Annotated in this window: 16 protein-coding genes and 1 pseudogene; 6 read left to right on the forward strand and 11 right to left on the reverse strand. The window is 64.6% G+C overall.

The annotated features are described in order from the left end of the window. The 3 genes from G3N97_RS26380 to G3N97_RS26390 all read right to left on the reverse strand — a co-directional run. Positions 1-187: SDR family NAD(P)-dependent oxidoreductase (locus G3N97_RS26380; protein WP_205995986.1), on the reverse strand; the 187-nt coding region annotated here is incomplete at its 3' end. Positions 188-222: 35 nt separating this feature from the next. Continuing rightward, entirely contained in the window at positions 223-1,107 is an 885-nt protein-coding gene (locus G3N97_RS26385) for a LysR substrate-binding domain-containing protein (RefSeq protein ID WP_205995987.1), read from the reverse strand. Positions 1,108-1,228: 121 nt separating this feature from the next. Then, entirely contained in the window at positions 1,229-2,644 is a 1,416-nt protein-coding gene (locus G3N97_RS26390; RefSeq protein WP_205995988.1) for a DUF2252 domain-containing protein, read from the reverse strand. 274 nt (positions 2,645-2,918) lie between these two features. Here G3N97_RS26390 and gltS point away from each other — a divergent pair, with 274 nt between their 5' ends. After that, complete coding sequence (gltS, locus tag G3N97_RS26395) at positions 2,919-4,121, forward strand: sodium/glutamate symporter (RefSeq protein ID WP_205995989.1); 1,203 nt, start codon at positions 2,919-2,921, stop codon at positions 4,119-4,121. A gap of 202 nt (positions 4,122-4,323) precedes the next feature. Further along, positions 4,324-5,301, forward strand: coding sequence for a 2-dehydropantoate 2-reductase (locus G3N97_RS26400; protein WP_205995990.1), 978 nt, complete (start codon positions 4,324-4,326; stop codon positions 5,299-5,301). Positions 5,302-5,421: 120 nt separating this feature from the next. Here G3N97_RS26400 and G3N97_RS26405 read toward each other — a convergent pair whose 3' ends face one another. Then, positions 5,422-6,519 (reverse strand): LysR family transcriptional regulator, encoded by a 1,098-nt coding sequence (locus G3N97_RS26405; RefSeq protein WP_205995991.1) that lies wholly within the window; start codon positions 6,517-6,519, stop codon positions 5,422-5,424. 21 nt (positions 6,520-6,540) lie between these two features. Then, positions 6,541-7,869: an oxalate/formate MFS antiporter gene (gene oxlT / locus G3N97_RS26410; RefSeq protein WP_205995992.1), complete on the reverse strand. Its 1,329-nt coding sequence runs from the start codon at positions 7,867-7,869 to the stop codon at positions 6,541-6,543. 24 nt (positions 7,870-7,893) lie between these two features. Between oxlT and G3N97_RS26415 the strand changes: the two genes are divergently transcribed. Beyond that, a complete protein-coding gene (locus G3N97_RS26415; RefSeq protein WP_205995993.1) occupies positions 7,894-8,244 on the forward strand; it encodes a hypothetical protein in 351 nt (116 codons plus the stop codon). Further along, positions 8,241-9,185 (forward strand): LysR family transcriptional regulator, encoded by a 945-nt coding sequence (locus G3N97_RS26420; RefSeq protein ID WP_065057602.1) that lies wholly within the window; start codon positions 8,241-8,243, stop codon positions 9,183-9,185. Before G3N97_RS26415 ends, G3N97_RS26420 begins: the two co-directional genes overlap by 4 nt. A gap of 109 nt (positions 9,186-9,294) precedes the next feature. Here G3N97_RS26420 and G3N97_RS26425 read toward each other — a convergent pair whose 3' ends face one another. The 5 genes from G3N97_RS26425 to G3N97_RS26445 form a co-directional block, all read right to left on the reverse strand. Further along, the gene (locus G3N97_RS26425) at positions 9,295-10,275 is read right to left on the reverse strand and encodes a hypothetical protein (protein ID WP_205995994.1); all 981 of its coding nucleotides are present in this window, start codon (positions 10,273-10,275) and stop codon (positions 9,295-9,297) included. 46 nt (positions 10,276-10,321) lie between these two features. Continuing rightward, complete coding sequence (locus G3N97_RS26430) at positions 10,322-11,155, reverse strand: fumarylacetoacetate hydrolase family protein (protein WP_205995995.1); 834 nt, start codon at positions 11,153-11,155, stop codon at positions 10,322-10,324. A 44-nt stretch (positions 11,156-11,199) separates the two neighbouring features. Then, positions 11,200-12,447 carry a formyl-CoA transferase gene (gene frc / locus G3N97_RS26435; protein WP_205995996.1) on the reverse strand — a complete coding sequence of 416 codons (1,248 nt, stop codon included), beginning with the start codon at positions 12,445-12,447 and terminating at the stop codon, positions 11,200-11,202. Between the two features lie 565 nt (positions 12,448-13,012). Beyond that, positions 13,013-13,741 (reverse strand): GntR family transcriptional regulator, encoded by a 729-nt coding sequence (locus G3N97_RS26440; protein WP_205995997.1) that lies wholly within the window; start codon positions 13,739-13,741, stop codon positions 13,013-13,015. Beyond that, on the reverse strand, positions 13,722-13,952 hold the full coding sequence (locus tag G3N97_RS26445) for a hypothetical protein (protein ID WP_205995998.1): 231 nt from the start codon (positions 13,950-13,952) through the stop codon (positions 13,722-13,724). Before G3N97_RS26445 ends, G3N97_RS26440 begins: the two co-directional genes overlap by 20 nt. A gap of 610 nt (positions 13,953-14,562) precedes the next feature. Between G3N97_RS26445 and G3N97_RS26450 the strand changes: the two genes are divergently transcribed. After that, positions 14,563-15,018: a DUF2917 domain-containing protein gene (locus G3N97_RS26450; protein ID WP_205995999.1), complete on the forward strand. Its 456-nt coding sequence runs from the start codon at positions 14,563-14,565 to the stop codon at positions 15,016-15,018. Between the two features lie 121 nt (positions 15,019-15,139). Here the strand turns inward: G3N97_RS26450 and G3N97_RS26455 are convergent, their stop codons facing one another. Beyond that, on the reverse strand, positions 15,140-16,303 hold the full coding sequence (locus G3N97_RS26455; RefSeq protein ID WP_205996000.1) for a porin: 1,164 nt from the start codon (positions 16,301-16,303) through the stop codon (positions 15,140-15,142). 706 nt (positions 16,304-17,009) lie between these two features. On the opposite strand from G3N97_RS26455, the pseudogene G3N97_RS26460 reads away from it, so the two are divergent. Further along, a pseudogene (locus tag G3N97_RS26460) lies at positions 17,010-17,292 on the forward strand (hypothetical protein); the annotation flags it as partial.

The following is a 17,292-nucleotide window of genomic DNA, read 5'->3' on the forward strand; positions in this document are numbered from 1 at the left end:
CGAGCGCGTCGAGCGGCTCGGCGCGGCGGCCCGTGAGCACGACCGCGTAGCCGTTCGCGAGCAGCTTGCGCGCGCACGCGCGGCCGATGCCGCTGCCCGCGCCCGTCACGATCGCCACCTTGCGAGCGCTGTTCTGCGCCTGGTTCTGCGTGATTTCCTGCTTTGCCTCAGTCTTCGTAACTGTCATCGTGCTTGCCTCGTTTGCTTCGATGTTGTTGACCTTCAACCCTGCGCGAACCCCGCGCGCAGCACGTCGACGAACGCGTTGGCCGCCTGCGAATCCATGCCGCCGTCGCGCCACAGCGCGAACACGCCCACGCTCAGCGCCGGCTCCACGCGACGGATCGCGACCGGCTCGCCCGCGCTCTTCGCGGTGATTTCGTCGAGCAGCACGCGCCCCACGCCGCGCGCCGCGAGCGAGCGCGCCACATACCAGGTCTGCGCTTCGACCACCGCGAGCCGCCCTTCCACGCCCTGCGTTTCGAGCAGATGCCCGATGGTCTCGCCCAGCGGATCGACATTGCCGATGCTGATCCAGTCGCCCGCGACCACGTCCTGCAGTGCGAGCGGCGCATCGGCGGGCGTGGGTTCGTCGGGCGGCGCGACGCAGACCACAGCTGTGCGCCCGAGTTCGAGCGAGGCGATGCCGGGCCGCGCGGGCGGATTAATCGCGACGCCCACGTCGAGTTCGCGCGTGAGCAGCGCGTTGAAGAGTTCGTTGGTGTGGCGCGTCTGGATCTGCAGCGAAACTTCCGGATAGCTCGCGCGAAACGCCTGCACGGCCTGCGGAATCAGGCTCAGCCCCAGACTCGGCAGGCAGCCGATGCGCAGCAGCCCCTGCGGTTGCAGCGCGAGATTGCGCGCGAGGTCGCGAATGCTGTCGAGGCTCGTTTGCAGCTTCTGGGTTTCAGCGAACAGCAATTCGGCTTCGCGCGTCGGCTGTAAGCGGCCATGCGCGCGCGCGAACAGCTTGAGGCCCGCGCTGCGCTCGGCATGCGCGAGCACCTTGCTCACGGCGGGCTGCGACACGCACAGCAGCTCGGCGGCTTTCGACAGCGAGCCCGTGCGCATGATCGCGTGGAAGACTTCGATGTGGCGTAGACGCATGAGGCGCGGGCCGCACGGTCCGCGTGCGGCTGAACAAAAGCGCAAGGATAGCGCGTTCGCGCGCGCGGATCAGCGCGCGCACGCGAATACGGGCGCCTGGGATGCGCCGCTCAACGGCCTGTCACACGCGGAAATCGGCGGCCATGTCCTCGTCGCTGCGTGCGCGGATCTTGCCGCTGCGCGCGGCCTGCACGAACAGGTCGTAATCCTTCTCGACCTGATCGGCGTACGCAAAGCCGTAACCCACGAGCGCTTCGGCGAACTGGTCGCTGCGTCCGATATACGAAGCGATCTCGATCGCCGCGTTGCCCGACTTCGCGTGCGCGCGCGCCATCGCCCAGCCGCACAGACGTCCGTAGCCCGCGAGCAGCGTGCTGTCGAGCAGTTCGAGATCGACGGAAAGCTTCATGTCGCGCAACTGGCGGAAGTAGAAATGCCGCCCCGACGGCCCCGTCGACCAGCCGAGAAAGATATCGCTTGCCGCCTGCAGCAGACGCTGCCCCTGCACGACGCGCGCGCCTTCGTGCTTGAACGGCGGCGACTTGAAAAACTGCGAGATCACCGAGCGGCGCGCCTCCTTGACCTGGAGGAACAGCGGCTTGCCGTGATGATCGACGAGCAGGATCACGAGGCAACGCGTGCCCACGCTGCCCACGCCCACGACCTTGAAGACGAGATCCTGCAGCGCGAAGTGTTCGAGCAGTTCGCGGCGGTCGGGCGCGAGCGTCTTCAGATACGCCTCGTAAGTGGGCGTGATGAGCGTGCGCCAGTCGTCGAAGGTGAGCCAGTTGTCCTCGGCTTCGTAAAGCGAGTTCGGGCCGTGCACGTGAAACAGCGCGGGCGGCGCGTCGCGCACGATCCAGTGACCCGACGCGTCGTCGCGATGCGCGAGCTTTTCGAGCATGCTTTCGTGCGTGCGTCCGGCCGCCTTTTCCATGCCGCGCCGGATCAGACGGCGGCCTTCGGGCGTGAGCGCCGTCTCCACCATGCGGTCGAACGTGATCTTGTCGTACCAGAGTTCGAGCGCGCCGTAGTCGGCGTACTGGCGCATGCGGTCGCGATAGGTATTCACGACCGTCATCACGAGATCCTCGGCGACGCCGCGCGAATAGCGCATGTGCCGCGCCGCCACCACGAAGCTCGCGACGAGGCGCTTGAGGTCCCATTCCCACGGGCCGGGCGCGACTTCGTCGAAGTCGTTGAGATCGAACACGAGCTGACGCTCGGGCGTGGCGAAACCGCCGAAATTGAGCAGATGGCCGTCGCCGCAGATCTGCATGACCATGCCGGTGTTCGGCACCTGGGCGAGGTCGTGCGCCTGGAGGATCGCGCTGCCGCGAAAGAACGTGAAGGGCGAAACGATCATGCGGCCATAACGCAGCGGCACGAGGTTCGGCACGCGGCCCTCGCTGCTCGCTTCCAGCAGCTTGAGCGGATCGCGATGCAGCTCGCCGGTCTGCTTGTGGCTCGAACGCTTCGCCCGCTCGCGCGCGGCGCGCCCGGCCGCTTCGCGTTCTGCAACGGTCTTTCCATTCATGAACGGCTCCCGTTCCGGATGAGAGTGACGACCCGTGATGCGCCCCGCATCGGCGTGCCCGCAAAGGCGCGCCAGCCTGCCGTATTTAAGCGTGCGGCCCTCTTTTGCGCAAGCGCGGCGACGGTTGCGGCGACCGCCCGTTGCGCATCGCGCCAGGGCGCTGCGCAACGTGCGCGCAACGCGAGCGACGCTCGTGTACCGTGCGGATTGGCTTTCGGGAACGGCGCCGCCTGCGCGCCGACGCGCTCCGCCATCGTTGCATCACGAGGCCCGCATGAATATCGGTGTCTATGGAACGCTCGTCGCCGCGTCGCTCGTCCTGCTGCTCGGCAACCGGCTGCTGGCCGCGCTGCCGCTGCTGCGCAAATGGACGATTCCCGAGCCCGTCGCGGGCGGCCTCGTCGTCGCGCTCGTATTGTTCGGACTACATTCGTTCGTGCACGTGGACGTGCGCTTCGACGCCTCGCTGCAAGCGCCGCTGATGCTCGCGTTCTTCGCGACCATCGGCCTGAATGCGAATCTCGCGAGCCTGAAATCCGGCAGCCCGATGCTGGCGCGCTTTCTCGCCGTGGTGATCGGCCTGCTGGTGCTGCAGAACGTCGTGGGCATCGGGCTCGCGCTCGCGATGCGTGTCGATCCGCTGTTCGGGTTGCTCGGCGGCTCCGTCTCGCTCGCGGGCGGACACGGCACGGGCGCCGCGTGGGGCAAGGTCTTCACCGAGCATCACGGCCTGCAATCGGCGACCGAAGCGGCCATCGCGTGCGCGACGTTCGGCCTCGTGATGGGCGGCATACTCGGCGGCCCGGTCGCGCAGCACCTGCTCAAGCGCATCGGCCACACGCAGCACGCAGCCGACGACGCCCGCGCCGACACGCCCTACGCCTTCGAGGAACCTAAAGCCGAGCAGGCGACCACGCCCGCCGTCTTCATCGAAACGCTGACGCTGATCGCCATCAGCCTCGCCGCGGGCGACGTGATCGCCGGATGGATCGCGGGCACGCCGTTCGAGTTGCCGGGTTTCGTCTGCACGCTGTTCGTCGCGGTGCTGCTCGCCAACGCGCTCGCGTTCATGGGCCGCCCCGTCGCCGAGCACGCGGTTGCGCTGATCGGCAACGTGAGCCTCGCGCTCTTTCTCGCGATGGCGCTCATGACGCTGCGCCTCTGGGATCTCGCCGCGCTCGCGCTGCCGGTGTTCTCGATCCTCGTCGCGCAGACCGTGATGATGGTGCTGTACGCGTTGTTCGTGACCTTCCCCGTGATGGGCCGCAACTACGACGCCGTCGTGCTCACCGCCGGGCACTGCGGCTTCGGCCTCGGCGCGACGCCCACCGCCATCGCCAACATGCAGGCCGTAACCGCACGCTTCGGCCACTCGCATCTGGCCTTCCTCGTCGTGCCGATGGTGGCCGCATTCTTCATCGATATCGCCAACGCCATCGTCATCAAACTGTTTCTCGCGCTGCCGTTTTTCGCGTGATTTCCGCATGATTCACGCGTACAAATCCATAACGTTTCGCTGATGATTTTGGCGAGAAACTTTAACTGTCGTTAATCGACGGCAGCCCCTATGCTCGAACCATCGTCCCTCGCGCGGGCGTGCATGCGTATTGAACGCACGGCACACGACGCCTGCGGCCATTGAGCGGACACGCGGTTTTCAACGTCATTGGGGAATCACTATGAAGATCTGCATCTTCGGTGCGGGGGCGATCGGCGGCATGATGGGCGTGCAGCTCGCACGGGCGGGCGCCGACGTGAGCTTCGTCGCGCGCGGCCCGCACCTGGCCGCCATGCGCGAGCGCGGCGCGCGTCTCTTGATGGACGGCGAGGAGTACGTCGCCAAGGTGCGCTGCACGAACGATCCGCGTGAACTCGGCGTGCAGGACGTGGTGATCGTCACGCTCAAGGCGCATTCGGTGGCGGGCGTGATCGATTCGATGCAGCCGCTGCTCGGCAAGCACACGGCCATCGTCACGGGCACCAACGGCATTCCGTACTGGTACTTCTATCGTCACGGCGGCAAGTTCGAAGGCACGCGGCTCGAAAGCATCGATCCGGACGGCTCGCAGTGGACGCGCCTCGGGCCCGAACGCGCGATCGGCTGCGTGCTGTATCCGGCCGCCGAAATCGACGAGCCGGGTCTGATCCGCCATGTGTACGGCAAGAAATTTCCGATCGGCGAACCGTCGGGCGAGCGCACGCCGCGTATCGTGCAGTTGCACGAAGCGATGACGGCGGCGGGCTTCGACGCGCCGATCCGCGAAGACATCCGCGACGAAATCTGGCTCAAACTGTGGGGCAATCTCTGCTTCAATCCGATCAGCGCGCTCACGCACGCGACGCTCGACGTCATCACGCAGGACCCGGCCACGCGCGCCGTCGCGCGCACGATGATGCTCGAAGGCCAGCGCATCGCGGAGCAATTCGGCGTGCACTTCCGCGTGGATCTGGAGCGGCGTATCAATGGCGCGGGCGCGGTGGGCGCGCACAAGACCTCGATGCTCGTCGATCTCGAACAAGGGCGGCCGCTGGAAATCGATCCGCTGCTGACCGTCGTGCAGGAGATGGGCCTGCTCGTGGGCGAACCGACGCCCGCCATCGACACCGTGCTCGCGCTCATCAAGCAACGCGAACGCATGGCGAAGCTGGCGGCGTAGAAAACACCTTGTTTCAGGCGCTAAAACGAACGGACCGCATGAAGATGCGGTCCGTTTTTTTATTGCCGACGAAGGAAAGTTTGCGAAGGTTTTCGACCGTTTGCCGCGCTCACTCCGCGCTCACTCCACGCGCGCCTGCTCGCGAGAGGCGCGCAACGCGCTTTCGAACAACGCAGCGCCGCGCCGCGCTTCGCTGGCGTCGTTGCTGCGCGCGCGGGCGGCGCTCGAACTCGTCGCAACATCGGGCGCAAGGTCCGACGCGGTCGTGCGTCCATCGCTCACGAACTGCGACCACGCGGCCTGCGCGCACGGACGCAGCGAACGATTGCGCCGGCGCACGAGCATCGTGCTCACCTGCACGACCGGATGCAGCACGCGCGTGACGAGCGGTCCCGGCGGCGCGGGCCAGTGACACGCGGCGCTCGATGCAACGCCCGCGGCATCGCTCGTTACACGGCCATCGCGGCCATCGTCACCACACACCGGCAACACGCCGATCCCCATGCCGAGCTGCGCCATGCGCGCCACGCCCGCCACATGCGCGAACTCCTGCAACGGACGGCCCTCGGGACGCAAACCTTCGAGCGCACGCATCACCGCCGCGCGACAGCCCGCATCGCGATTGAGCGTAACGAGCGGCTCGCGCGCGAGATCGTCCCAGCGCAACGCGCCCTGCAAGGCAAGCGGATGCTGCGCGGGCAGCACGGCGCACAGCGGCGTCGCGCTAAGCGGCTGCACGTCGAGATTGCCGCTCGCGAACGGCACGCATTCGGCGATCACGCCGAAGTCGGCCTCGCCCTGCTCGACGGCCTGCAACACCGCCGCTTGCGGCAGGTCCTGCAATTGCAGCGTGAGCGCGGGAAAGGCGGCGGCGCAGCGCGCCATCGCGGCGGGCACCCAGCCCGAGGAAAGCACGGGATTGCTCGCGACGAGCACCACGCCGCTATGGGCCTGATGCGCGTCGCGGCCTTCGGAAAGCGCCATGTCGATCTCGTCGAGCAGACGCCCGATGCGCCGCTCGAACCCGCTGCCGGCGACCGTGAGTTCAACCTGCCGCGTGGTGCGATCGAACAGCTTGAGATCGACCGCTTCTTCGAGCTCGCGCACGCAGCGGCTAACCGCCGACTGCGTGAGGCCGAATTCGCGCGCGGCGCGCGTGAAGCTGCGCGCGCGCGCCACGGCGACGAACACCTTGAGTTGCTGAAGCGATACGTTCATCGACATCGTGCCGCCCGTTCGTCATTCGCCGCTGCGGTTGGGCCAGCTTTGCAGCCCGGCGGGATTCGTCGCGAGCGTCGCGGAGCGCTCGTCGCTCTGCTCGATCAGACGATGGCGCATGGGCGCGAGGATGAACTTGGCGCTGACACCGGCCGCGATCGTGATCACCGCCGAGGCGATGAACACCGCGCTCCAGCCGCCCGTCGCCGAGAGCACCGAGGCCACCGGCACCAGCAGCGCGGCCGTGCCCTTCGCCGTGTAGAGCGTGCCCGCATTGGCCGCGGCGTACTTGCTGCCAAAGGTGTCGGCGCAGATCGCCGGGAAGATCGAGAAGATCTCGCCCCAGAACAGGAAGATGAGCGCGGCGAACGTCATGAACGCATAGGGATTCGTGCCGTACTGCATCATGCCGAGCAGCGCGAGCCCTTCGCCCGTGAAGATGATGAACATCGTGTTTTCGCGGCCGATCTTGTCGGAGATGAAGCCGCACAACGGACGCGTGAAGCCGTTGCAGATGTTATCGATCGACAGCGTGAGCGTGAGCAGCGGCAGCGTCGCGCCGAACACGGTCATCGGAATGCGCGCGAGGCCCCAGTCTTTCGCGATCGGTCCGATCTGCGCCGTGGCCATCAGACCGCCGGCCGCCACCGCGACGAACGAGATGTAGATGAGCCAGAACACCGGCTGCCTGACCATCTGCCCCGGCGTGTAATCGACACGCGTGACGAGACGTCGGCCCGCCGCTGCAGCGGCGCGCGGCACGGGCTTCACGAGCACGAGCGCGAGCAGCAGAATCGATACGCCCTGCAGGATGCCGAAGAAGAAGAACGTGTGCTCGTAGCCCGAGCGCGTGATCATGTTGGCGATCGGAATCACCGTCACCGCCGCCCCCGCGCCGAAGCCCGCCGCCGTCAGGCCCGCCGCGAGACCGCGGCGATCGGGGAACAGCTTGAGCGCGTTGCCCACGCAGGTGCCGTACACGCCGCCCGCGCCGATGCCCGCGATCACCGAGGAGACATACAGCATCGGCAGCGTGGTCGCGTACGAGTTGAGCACCCAGGCGAGGCCCGCGCAAACCGCGCCGACCATCACGACCGGACGCGGGCCGAACTTGTCGACCAGCCAGCCTTCGATCGGCACGAGCCAGGTTTCAGTCAGGATGAAAATGGAGAACGCCAGCTGAATGGACGCTTCGCCCCAGTGATGACGCGCATTCATCGGCGCGACGAACAGCGTCCACGCGTACTGCAGATTGGCGACGAGTGCCATGCATAGCATGCCCACCACCAGTTGAAACCAGCGGTTCGTCCAGAACGGACCGCCCTCGCTCCTCTGACTGATTGCATTCATCTCGCTTGTCTCCGCTATCCATTCATGGATGCCGGTACTTTCGCCGGCCTGCATAGATATTTACTTATCGTTTTAATTCTTCCCTGCTTTATTTCTGAATTCCATTCGAAACATCACACGAAAAATCGAATGGAAATTCGTGAATTCCCTTTCATTCGACAATTCGCTAAATTACCTGAACAGGCCGACACAGAAGGCACCGACTACGGGTTTTCCCGCTTTAAAAGGCGCTTTTTCTCAGTTTTACGCGTTAACCCGCACGCCGTTCCGTTGGCATTCGGACTCCTTTCAACTCATGCTAGGGTGATTGTTCGATTAGTCACAATTAAAGTTTGTTATTATGTTGATTCACCATCCTTTATGGATCGGCCATGACCATGAGAAATGCCACGCTGCGCCAGCTCAAGGTGTTCGAAACCGTTGCACGCCACCTCAGTTTTTCGCGCGCCGCGGAAGAGCTGCATCTGACGCAGCCGGCCGTTTCCACGCAGGTCCGCCAGCTCGAAGAGCACGCGGGTCTGCCGCTCTTCGAACAGCTCGGCAAGAAGATCTATCTCACGCCCGCAGGCACCGAGATGCTGCACTACAGCCGCGCGATCATTCAGCAGTTCCATGAAGTCGACGAGGCGATGAGCCAGTTGAAGGGCGTCTCCGGCGGCAAGCTCAACGTGGCCGTGATCAGCGCGGGCGACTACTTCTTTCCGCGTCTGCTCGCCGAATTCACGCGCCGCTACAAGGGCGTCACGCTCAATCTCTCGGTGCATAACCGCGAGCAATTGCTGCATCAGCTGTCGAGCAACCAGACCGATCTCGCGGTCATGGTGCGTCCGCCGCATACCACCGACGCCATCAACGAGCCGTTCGCGCCACATCCTTATGTGATCGTCGCCGCGCCCTCGCACCCGCTCGCGCACAAGCGCAGCATCAAGCTCAGCACGCTCGCCAACGAGGCCTTCATCGTGCGCGAGCGCGGCTCGGATACGTGGAATTCGATGGAAGAAGGTTTCGCCGGCAAGATCACGAACCTCAAGATCGCGATGGAAATCCAGAGCACGGAAACCATCAAGCAGGCCGTGATCGCCGGCATGGGGATCGCGTTTCTATCGGCGCATACGATCAGCCTCGAATTGCAGGTCGGCCACCTCGTCGTGCTCGACGTGGAGGGCTTTCCGGTCATGCTCAACTGGTACGTGGTGCATCGCAAGAACAAGCGCCTGCCGCCCGTTGCGCTCGCCTTCAAACGCTTTCTGATGGAAGAAGGCGCGCAACTTATCGAAAACATTACACGCGTCTCCGAATCGACTTTCCATAAGTAAGGATAGATAGAACGGAGCGAATGTATTGAATGTGCCGAATGATTCGCGCGATGGAAGGCGCGAATGCGCGGAATGGCGATGAATGAACGTCGCCTTCAACTCGCTTGAATCAATGCGGCCCCTGGCGTTGCCTGAGCGCGCGATGACGACTGCGCCGTCTGCGCGGCATATGTTGCGAGGCGTGCTGCGCGGCGCGCGCCCATTCGGGCGGCGTTGCATAGTCGGCGCTCCAGGCATCGAAATACGCGGCGTCGCTCGCGCTACTGTCGAATGCGGCGACGAGCCATTCATCGGGTACGCCTGCAAATTGCGCGTGGAGAGAAGGCGGCGCGAACATCGCGTGTTGACGCGCGTGCGGCGAGCACCATCGCGCGCCGCCCATCAGACGCACGCCCAGCGCGGCGCATAGCACGCACGCGCCCACGAGCACCGACGCGCCGAATTCCGCCGACGCGCAGATCCGCTCGATCGCGAAGCCATAGCCGAGCGCCGCACAGAGTATGACCGCCGCGGCGTGCAGAATCACGTCGCTGTTGCGAGCCGGCGCACACGCACGCAAACGCCTGATCGCTTTACCTCGCGCGCCCAGCGACCAGGCACACGCGGCCGCGCCGAACAGCAGCGCGCCGAACGTCGCGCCCGCGTAAAGCGTCGCGCGTTCGACAACGTTTTGCGCGGGCACCAGCAGAAAACTCGCGAACGCCGCGCTCATCGCGCTCGCGCCGAGCACGCATCCCGCCACGCCGGCCACGCGCGCGCGCTTCGTCAAATCGTGGCGCGCGCCGAGCCACAATCCCGCCATCACGCCCACCTCGACGACGGCCACCGCCGCCGCGCCATGCATGAGCGATGCCGCGAGCACGCCCGGAGGAATCGTCAACAGCAGCGCAAACGAAATCGCGAAAGCCGCGTGACGCGCAGGTTTGCTGACTTCGTCACGCGCGTGCCGACATCGCGGCTTCGCGCGCGCAGGCTCGCGCCGCGCCCATGCGGGCGCGAGCGCGGCCAGTTGCGCCAATGCACAGACGAGCCAGGCGAACAGCACGCCGCCGCCCAGCCACGCCATCTCGCTCGCCAGTTGCTCCGGCATGTCTCCTCCTCGCGCGTCGGCGGCGTGGCCGCGCGCGTCGTCGCCCTTACCAGACCACGGCGGGTTTCTCGCGTTCGCCTGCGGATTGCGGCGCATCGGCGTGATCGCGTGCAGGCGCGCCCAGCGCGTTGACGAGCGCGCCAATCCCGTCGATCGTCACTTCGACCGTTGCGCCCTCACCGATCGAGCCCACGCCCAGCGACGTGCCGCACGCAATCACGTCGCCCGGTTCGAGCGTGAGATCCTGCGAAATCAGGCTCACTTGCTGCGCGGGCGAAAACACCATGTCGTCGAGCGGATAGTTCTGCCGCTCCACGCCGTCGAGCCGCGTCACCACGCGCGCGCTGCGCCAGTCGAAACCCGACACGATCGCCGGCCCCAGACAACAGAACGTATCGAAACCCTTCGCGCGGCACCATTGCGGGAAGTGCGGATTCTCGGCGAGCAGACCCGCAGCGGTGACATCGTTCACGATCGTGTAGCCGAAGATCGACGCCTCGGCTTCTTCGAGACTCGCATCGCGACAACGCTTGCCGATCACGATACCCAGCTCGCCTTCGAACACGATCTTTCCCGCATAGTGAGCAGGACGCCGAATCGCATCGCCCGAACCGATCACCGAACTCGCCGGCTTGATCAGGAAAAGCGGATGCTCGGGCACCGGCTTTTCCAGCTTCAACGCGAGCGCGTGAAAGTTATTCCACAGCGCGACGACCTTGCCGGGCGCGCACGGCGCAAGCGGCGTCAGCGCACGCAACGACAACACCGCACCCGTGGGCACCGGTTGGTCGAGTCCTTCGTATTCGTGCAGATAACCGTTTTCGACGCGGCCGAACACGATACTGCCGTCGTTGGCCATCAAGCGCATCCATGTATCCATGCTTCGCTCCATCGTGTCATGTGTGCATGTGCACGCTTCGCCGCTCAGAGCGCGCCTGCCGCGCGCAGCGAGTGGATCTCGGTTTCGCTGTAGCCGAATTCCGCGAGCACTTCATCGGTGTGCTCGCCGAGCAGCGGCGAACGCGTCACGTTCGTCGGGCTGTCCGAGAGCTTGATCGGATTGCCGACCGTGAGATATTTGCCGCGCACCGGATGCTCGACCTCGACGATCGTGCCGCTCGCGCGCAACGATTCGTCGGCGGCGATTTCCTTCATCGAGAGAATCGGGCCGCACGGAATGTCGTGGCGATTGAGCGCGGCCATCGCTTCGAACTTGCTGCGATGCATGGTCCAGTGCTCGATCTCCGCGAAGATCTCTTTCAGATGCGGCAGGCGCGCATTCGGCGTGGCGTAGCGCGGATCGTCGATCCATTCCTCGCGGCCGATCAGCTTGCAGATGCGGTCCCACACGGGCGCCTGCGCAATGAAATAGATGTACGCGTTCGGGTCGGTTTCCCAGCCCTTGCATTTCAGAATCCAGCCCGGCTGACCGCCGCCCGACGCGTTGCCCGCGCGCGGCACCGCATCGCCGAAACCGGCGTTCGGATATTGCGGATACTCCTTCATCACGCCGGTGCGATCGAGGCGCTGCTGATCGCGCAGCTTCACGCGGCAGAGGTTGAGCACGCCGTCCTGCATCGCGGCGAGCACCTTCTGCCCGCGTCCGCTGTGCGTGCGCTGAAACAGCGCCGTGACGATGCCGAGCGCGAGATGCAGGCCCGTGCCGCTATCGCCGATCTGCGCGCCCGACACGACCGGCGGTCCGTCGTCGAAACCCGTGGTCGAGGCCGCGCCGCCGACGCACTGCGCAACGTTCTCGTAGACCTTGCAGTCCTCGTACGGCCCCGCGCCGAAGCCCTTCACCGACGCGAGAATCATGCGCGGATTGAGCGACTGAATATGCTCCCAGCTAAAACCCATGCGATCGAGCGCGCCGGGCGCGAAGTTCTCGACGAGCACATCGCATTCGCGAATCAGCCGTTCGAGCACGCGCTTGCCCTCGGCGTTCTTCGTGTCGAGCGTGAGCGAGCGCTTGTTGCTGTTCAGCATCGTGAAGTAGAGGCTGTCCGCGTCGGGGATATCGCGCAGCTGTTCACGCGTGATGTCGCCGCCGCCGGCGCGCTCGATCTTGATGACGTCGGCGCCAAACCAGGCGAGCAGTTGCGTGCAGGTCGGGCCCGACTGCACATGCGTGAAGTCGAGAATGCGCACACCATCCAGTGCCTTGCCCATGTCATGTCTCCTTGTTTAATCGTGGCCGGGCGAGAGTTCGAAATCGTCAGGTTGCAAAGGCGCCGGGGCGGTCGCCGGATGTTGCGTTGATCGCTGGCTGATTGCGATGCGAGTTGCGTCCTTGAACAATACGGTATGTGATATATCACAACGAAGCAAGAGGGGATTTATCCGGCGGAGCGCGTCGAAAAGTGGGCGAAAAGGCTTGTGGAATAAGGCGTTGAAGGAATCGACGCGCGTTTGCTGCAACGCACGAACGGGAAAACCCCGAGCAAAACGCGGGCAGATATTTCAGATCTGGTGTGGAAGATGGAGAGGCGTTCGAGTGCGTGGAACGCTTACTGGGGTCGGGGCTTTGCCGATCGGGTGAGAGCGCTATCGGGCGGTTTGTGGCGCGCGCCAGCGGCCTTGATGCGCATAAAGTTTTCGCCAGCGCGGTCTCGCCCGCCCGGAAAGCAGCGCACGTAGCCACGCGCCGCGCAAATGAAAACGGGAGACCCGCAGGTCTCCCGTTCGTGTTTCGCGTTAGCGCATCACGCGCTCGATCGCACGCTCATTTGCGCGCTCAATCGAGAAAGTCGCAATGCTTTTCGACGTAAGCGGCGAGATCCAGCGAATGCTGACGCGTGAGGCGTTCCGCCAGTTCGGTATCGCGCTGCTCCAGCGCCTCGATGATCCGCAGGTGATCGACGATCGAACGCGACGCGCGATCGCTCTGCGAGATCGTCATGCGACGGATCGCGCGCACGTGCACGAAGATGTTCTTGATCGTGTCGAGGATGATCTGCGACTTCGACAGCTCGACGATCGCCTGGTGGAAGGCGATGTTGGCGTCCGAATACTCGGCGATGTGCTCGGCGGGCGTGCTGTCGCGGAAGCTGTCGAACATATGGCGCAGCTTCGCGATTTCCTCGTCGGTGGCGTGCAGCGTCGCGAGACGCGCGGCCATGCTCTCGAGCGCGGCCCACATCTGGATCATCTCGACGATTTCGCGCTTGCTCTTGCGCACGATGTAGATGCCACGGCGCGGCACCATGCGCAGGAAGCCTTCCTGTTCGAGCAGCGTCATGGCTTCACGCACGGGCGTGCGGCTGACGCCGAGCGTTTCGCTCAGCACGCGTTCGTCGAGGCGGATTTCCTCGCGCGTCTGATAGATATCGGCGTCGGCGATAGCCTGCCGCAACATCGCATAAGCCTGATCGCGCAGACTCAGCGTGGCGTTGATGGGTTGCAGCGCCAGCGTGAGCGGCGCGGCTTCCCGGGTGGCGACTGCTTCAGTGTGTTCTGACGACATTCATTGCCTCTTTACCGACCTGCGGACGAACCAGCGGACGGACCGAACGTGCGGGCTGCGCGCGCGGCGCCTCACCCAGACCGACGAAGCGGCCGTGCTGTGCGGCCTGCTCGATGGCCGATTGCGGCAGCCATTTCGCGATCATAACCGTAGCGGCGGCACCCAAGCCCACAACTGCCATCGCAAAGAGTGCAAGAGAGACGAGATCCATTTGAAGCTCCGCAAGATTGAGTCATCGAATGACTGAATCATATGCTGCGTCGCGACAAAAAGCAATATTCTGTATGTGATATATCACAGAGGATCTGTTCTAAAGTGATCTCCCTGCAACAGCGTTTGCGAGCAGGCTTTCGAGAAGCTCGCTCCGGCTCGGCGGGTCATGCGCCCGGTGGGTTCCGACTGGAAAACAACTCATCCTGGAGGAAATGCACTGCAGCGGCAAGGGGGCAGATGAAACGCTTCCGCGCTCCGGTTTGCCGCTGTCCCGATCGCCTGGCCGGTCGAGCGTAGTGAGCGCTCACGTCAGGAACATCGCGTGGAATCGCCGCGAATTCTGTTGACAGCTCGCTGCTCGCCCCCGCACACTCGGTTCATGCACATGCGTCCCCTCACCCTCACGACCGCGATGAATCATCCGTGGCACACGCCGAATACTGGCGAGTCACGGGGAGTGTGTGCGAACGGGTAATACAGGCAGTCCGTCTTACGCAAATCACAAAGCCCCGCCGGCATCGACGGGGCTTCTTGTTTTGTGAGCATCGAACAAGCAGCAAGGGCAGAAGAAAGCGCTCCGTCGGTCGGCTCCCACTCTGGAGATGACGATGGATGAAGCTTCACAGCAGCCCGGCGTGTGCAACGCCGTTCCCGCTTTTGGCGCGGACTTCGGCGCAGACTTTGCCGCACACGATGTCGTCTTGCCCGCGCTGTCGATTCACTTCGCCGTACCGCGTGCGACCACGCTCACCTGGCGCGTCAGCGCCGACGGTACGTTGCGCGTCTACGGCGCGCGCATCTGGCTCACGCGCGCCCGCTCTCCCTACGATCATTGGCTGAATCCCGGCGACATGCTGCGCGTGCATCGCGGAGAACGTCTGTGGCTGAGCGCCGATGACATCAACGACACTGACCACACGCCCGACGCCGCCACGCGCCGCCCACTCGCACGCGTGACGCTCACGAGCACCTGGCGGCAACCGGGTTTCGCCAGCGTGGCCGTCGAACGCCTCGCAGCGTGGCTCGACTTGCGGGTCTTGTGGATCTTGCGGCGCGCGCATTAGCGGCGCGACGTGAAAGCCGGCAGACCTCGCCGGCGGCTCACAAGCACACAAGCAAAACGCCGGGCGTCCGCGAAAACGGACGCCCGGCGCAGGTCTCGAAACGCGCTAAAAAGTGCTTGCCTCAGAACTTGTGCCGCAAGCCGAAGTTCACCATCGTCTGCGACGACGTGCCGTTGTAGCCATACGAGCCGATCGACGCTTCCGCCGGCATCGAACCGCCCGAGCCATCGCCCTGCTCGCCGCTCGCGTGCTGCCAGGCCGCGGTCATATAGAGATCGGTGCGCTTCGACAGGCTGTAATCCGCGCCGATCGACACCTGATGGTAGTTCGCGTTCGTGTCGCCGCTCGCGTGCGTATAGGTGTAGCCGAGCCCGAGCAGCAGCGCCGGGTTGAGCTGGTAATTCACGAAACCCTGGCCGGTGTTGTACTTCTCCGTGTCGCGGAACACCGAGCTCGCATCCGGCGCGTACTGCGCGTTGCTATAGCCGAGCCCGAACGTGAAGAGGCCCGCCGAATACTGCGCGGCCGCTCGCGCGATGGAAAGTGAGTGTGCGCTCGCATACCCGGAATTGACCGCCCCGTCGAACGTGCCGTCCGAGGTGCTGGTCCAGCCGTCGGTGCGGATGCCGAGTCCGGCCTGGCTGTTGGCCGCGTAGAAGTAGCCGCCCGCGACCGCGATCGGGCCGTTGTTGTAGGCGACCGCCGCCGAATACGACTGCTCGGAACCGGTCGATCCCGCGATGCCGCCGAACGAATACATCGCGGCGGCCTGCAGGCCGTTCCACACCGGCGTGGTGTATTTGACGGCGTTGTTGACGCGGAAGCTGTTGTCGTAATTGTCGACATCGCCGGGCGTGGCGAAGGCCGAGCCGAAGTAGTTGTCGGCCGTGATGCCCTGCACGAGATCGATGAGCGGATCGTACTGACGCCCGAGCGTGAGCGAGCCGTATTGCTCGGCGGTCAGGCCGACGTACGCCTGGCGACCGAACATGCGGCCGCCCTGCCCCGACTGACCGGTCGACGGATTGAAGCCGTTTTCCAACTGGAAGATCGCCTTGAGGCCGCCGCCCAGATCTTCGGCGCCCTTCAGGCCCCAGCGCGAGCCCGACAGATTGCCGAAGCTGCTGTTGCCGAGCGACCAGAGACTGTTGCTGCCGTTGGCGTGGTTGACGTAGGTGATCGACGTGTCGATGGTGCCGTACAGCGTGACACTGGTCTGAGCCTGCGCGATGCCGGCTGCACCGAGCGCGGCGAGCGAAAGCGAAGTCAAGGCTAGTCTTTTCACGTCATTCTCCTCGCACGGTCAAATCGCAGTCATACGTCGCCCGAGGTAATCAGACTAACTCCAGCGCGAGGGGAAGTAAAAGATTTAAAAAGCGTGTATCCAAATCGTCACAGCGGATTCAGAAACGGTCGCGTGCTGCCGTAAATCATTCTGTCGCGCGATGAAACAATGGCGCGCCCCATTTTCGCCGACGCCTTGCCCAGCGGGGCTGTCGGCGTGTTCGTCCTGTCGGGTTATGCGAGGTTTTCGCCGCCGTGTTCCGCTTTGAATCGATGCCGCCGTCTCATGGCCCGCTTTTGCTCGCTTTTGCCAATTCCGCAATCCGGCACATATGACATTAACAAACGTTTAACGACCGATTTAACCGCCGATACCGTCGAAAACCCGCTTTTGGCCGATCACCGATCACGCTCCCGATCGTTCACTTTTTGGGATTCTTTATCCGCTTAGTCAACCATTGGGCCGCCCAGCGCGTTTGCTGGATTACCAGTCATTTACCGAACGTTTACGTTTTGGCTCGCCGTCCCGGCTCTGATTACTGCGTGCCGCGACCGCGCGGCGCCTGCACCGGAAGAACGTGACGACCAGAACGCGATGCCGTCCCCGGGGACGCCGCCCACGGCGCATTGGCGCCATCGCAGACTCGCCAGACCGATCCATGCTTCAATCACCCCCTTCGCGCATCGCGCGCGCCGCCCTCGTGGCGATGCGCCGCCGCGCTCGCGCCCTGCGCCTGCAGCGCTTCGTCGCGCCGGCGCTCGCGCTTGGCATCTGCGCGCTGCTGCTGGTCGTGTTCCAGCATCTCTCGCGATCCGTCGACTACCGCTCGGTGATCCGCCAGCTCTGGCATCTGAGCGCATTCCAGTGGATCGGCGCGCTGGGCGCGACCGCGCTGAGCTTCGTCGCGCTCGTCGGACGCGACGCCATCGGCCTGCGCTATCTCGGCATGAAGGTGCCGCGCGGCCCGCTCTGGGTCGGCGCGATCGCCG

It is taken from the genome of Paraburkholderia sp. Ac-20347, from assembly GCF_017104805.1.
Lineage (GTDB): Bacteria > Pseudomonadota > Gammaproteobacteria > Burkholderiales > Burkholderiaceae > Paraburkholderia > Paraburkholderia tropica.

Excerpts from the sequence above, each read along its gene's own strand:
- G3N97_RS26385 (WP_205995987.1), bottom strand. The coding sequence starts at position 1,107 with ATGCGTCTACGCCACATCGAAGTCTTCCACGCGATCATGCGCACGGGC.
- G3N97_RS26390 (WP_205995988.1), bottom strand. The coding sequence starts at position 2,644 with ATGAATGGAAAGACCGTTGCAGAACGCGAAGCGGCCGGGCGCGCCGCG.
- gltS (WP_205995989.1), top strand. The coding sequence starts at position 2,919 with ATGAATATCGGTGTCTATGGAACGCTCGTCGCCGCGTCGCTCGTCCTG.
- G3N97_RS26400 (WP_205995990.1), top strand. The coding sequence starts at position 4,324 with ATGAAGATCTGCATCTTCGGTGCGGGGGCGATCGGCGGCATGATGGGC.
- G3N97_RS26405 (WP_205995991.1), bottom strand. The coding sequence starts at position 6,519 with ATGAACGTATCGCTTCAGCAACTCAAGGTGTTCGTCGCCGTGGCGCGC.
- oxlT (WP_205995992.1), bottom strand. The coding sequence starts at position 7,869 with ATGAATGCAATCAGTCAGAGGAGCGAGGGCGGTCCGTTCTGGACGAAC.
- G3N97_RS26415 (WP_205995993.1), top strand. The coding sequence starts at position 7,894 with ATGGATGCCGGTACTTTCGCCGGCCTGCATAGATATTTACTTATCGTT.
- G3N97_RS26420 (WP_065057602.1), top strand. The coding sequence starts at position 8,241 with ATGACCATGAGAAATGCCACGCTGCGCCAGCTCAAGGTGTTCGAAACC.
- G3N97_RS26425 (WP_205995994.1), bottom strand. The coding sequence starts at position 10,275 with ATGCCGGAGCAACTGGCGAGCGAGATGGCGTGGCTGGGCGGCGGCGTG.
- G3N97_RS26430 (WP_205995995.1), bottom strand. The coding sequence starts at position 11,155 with ATGGATACATGGATGCGCTTGATGGCCAACGACGGCAGTATCGTGTTC.
- frc (WP_205995996.1), bottom strand. The coding sequence starts at position 12,447 with ATGGGCAAGGCACTGGATGGTGTGCGCATTCTCGACTTCACGCATGTG.
- G3N97_RS26440 (WP_205995997.1), bottom strand. The coding sequence starts at position 13,741 with ATGTCGTCAGAACACACTGAAGCAGTCGCCACCCGGGAAGCCGCGCCG.
- G3N97_RS26445 (WP_205995998.1), bottom strand. The coding sequence starts at position 13,952 with ATGGATCTCGTCTCTCTTGCACTCTTTGCGATGGCAGTTGTGGGCTTG.
- G3N97_RS26450 (WP_205995999.1), top strand. The coding sequence starts at position 14,563 with ATGGATGAAGCTTCACAGCAGCCCGGCGTGTGCAACGCCGTTCCCGCT.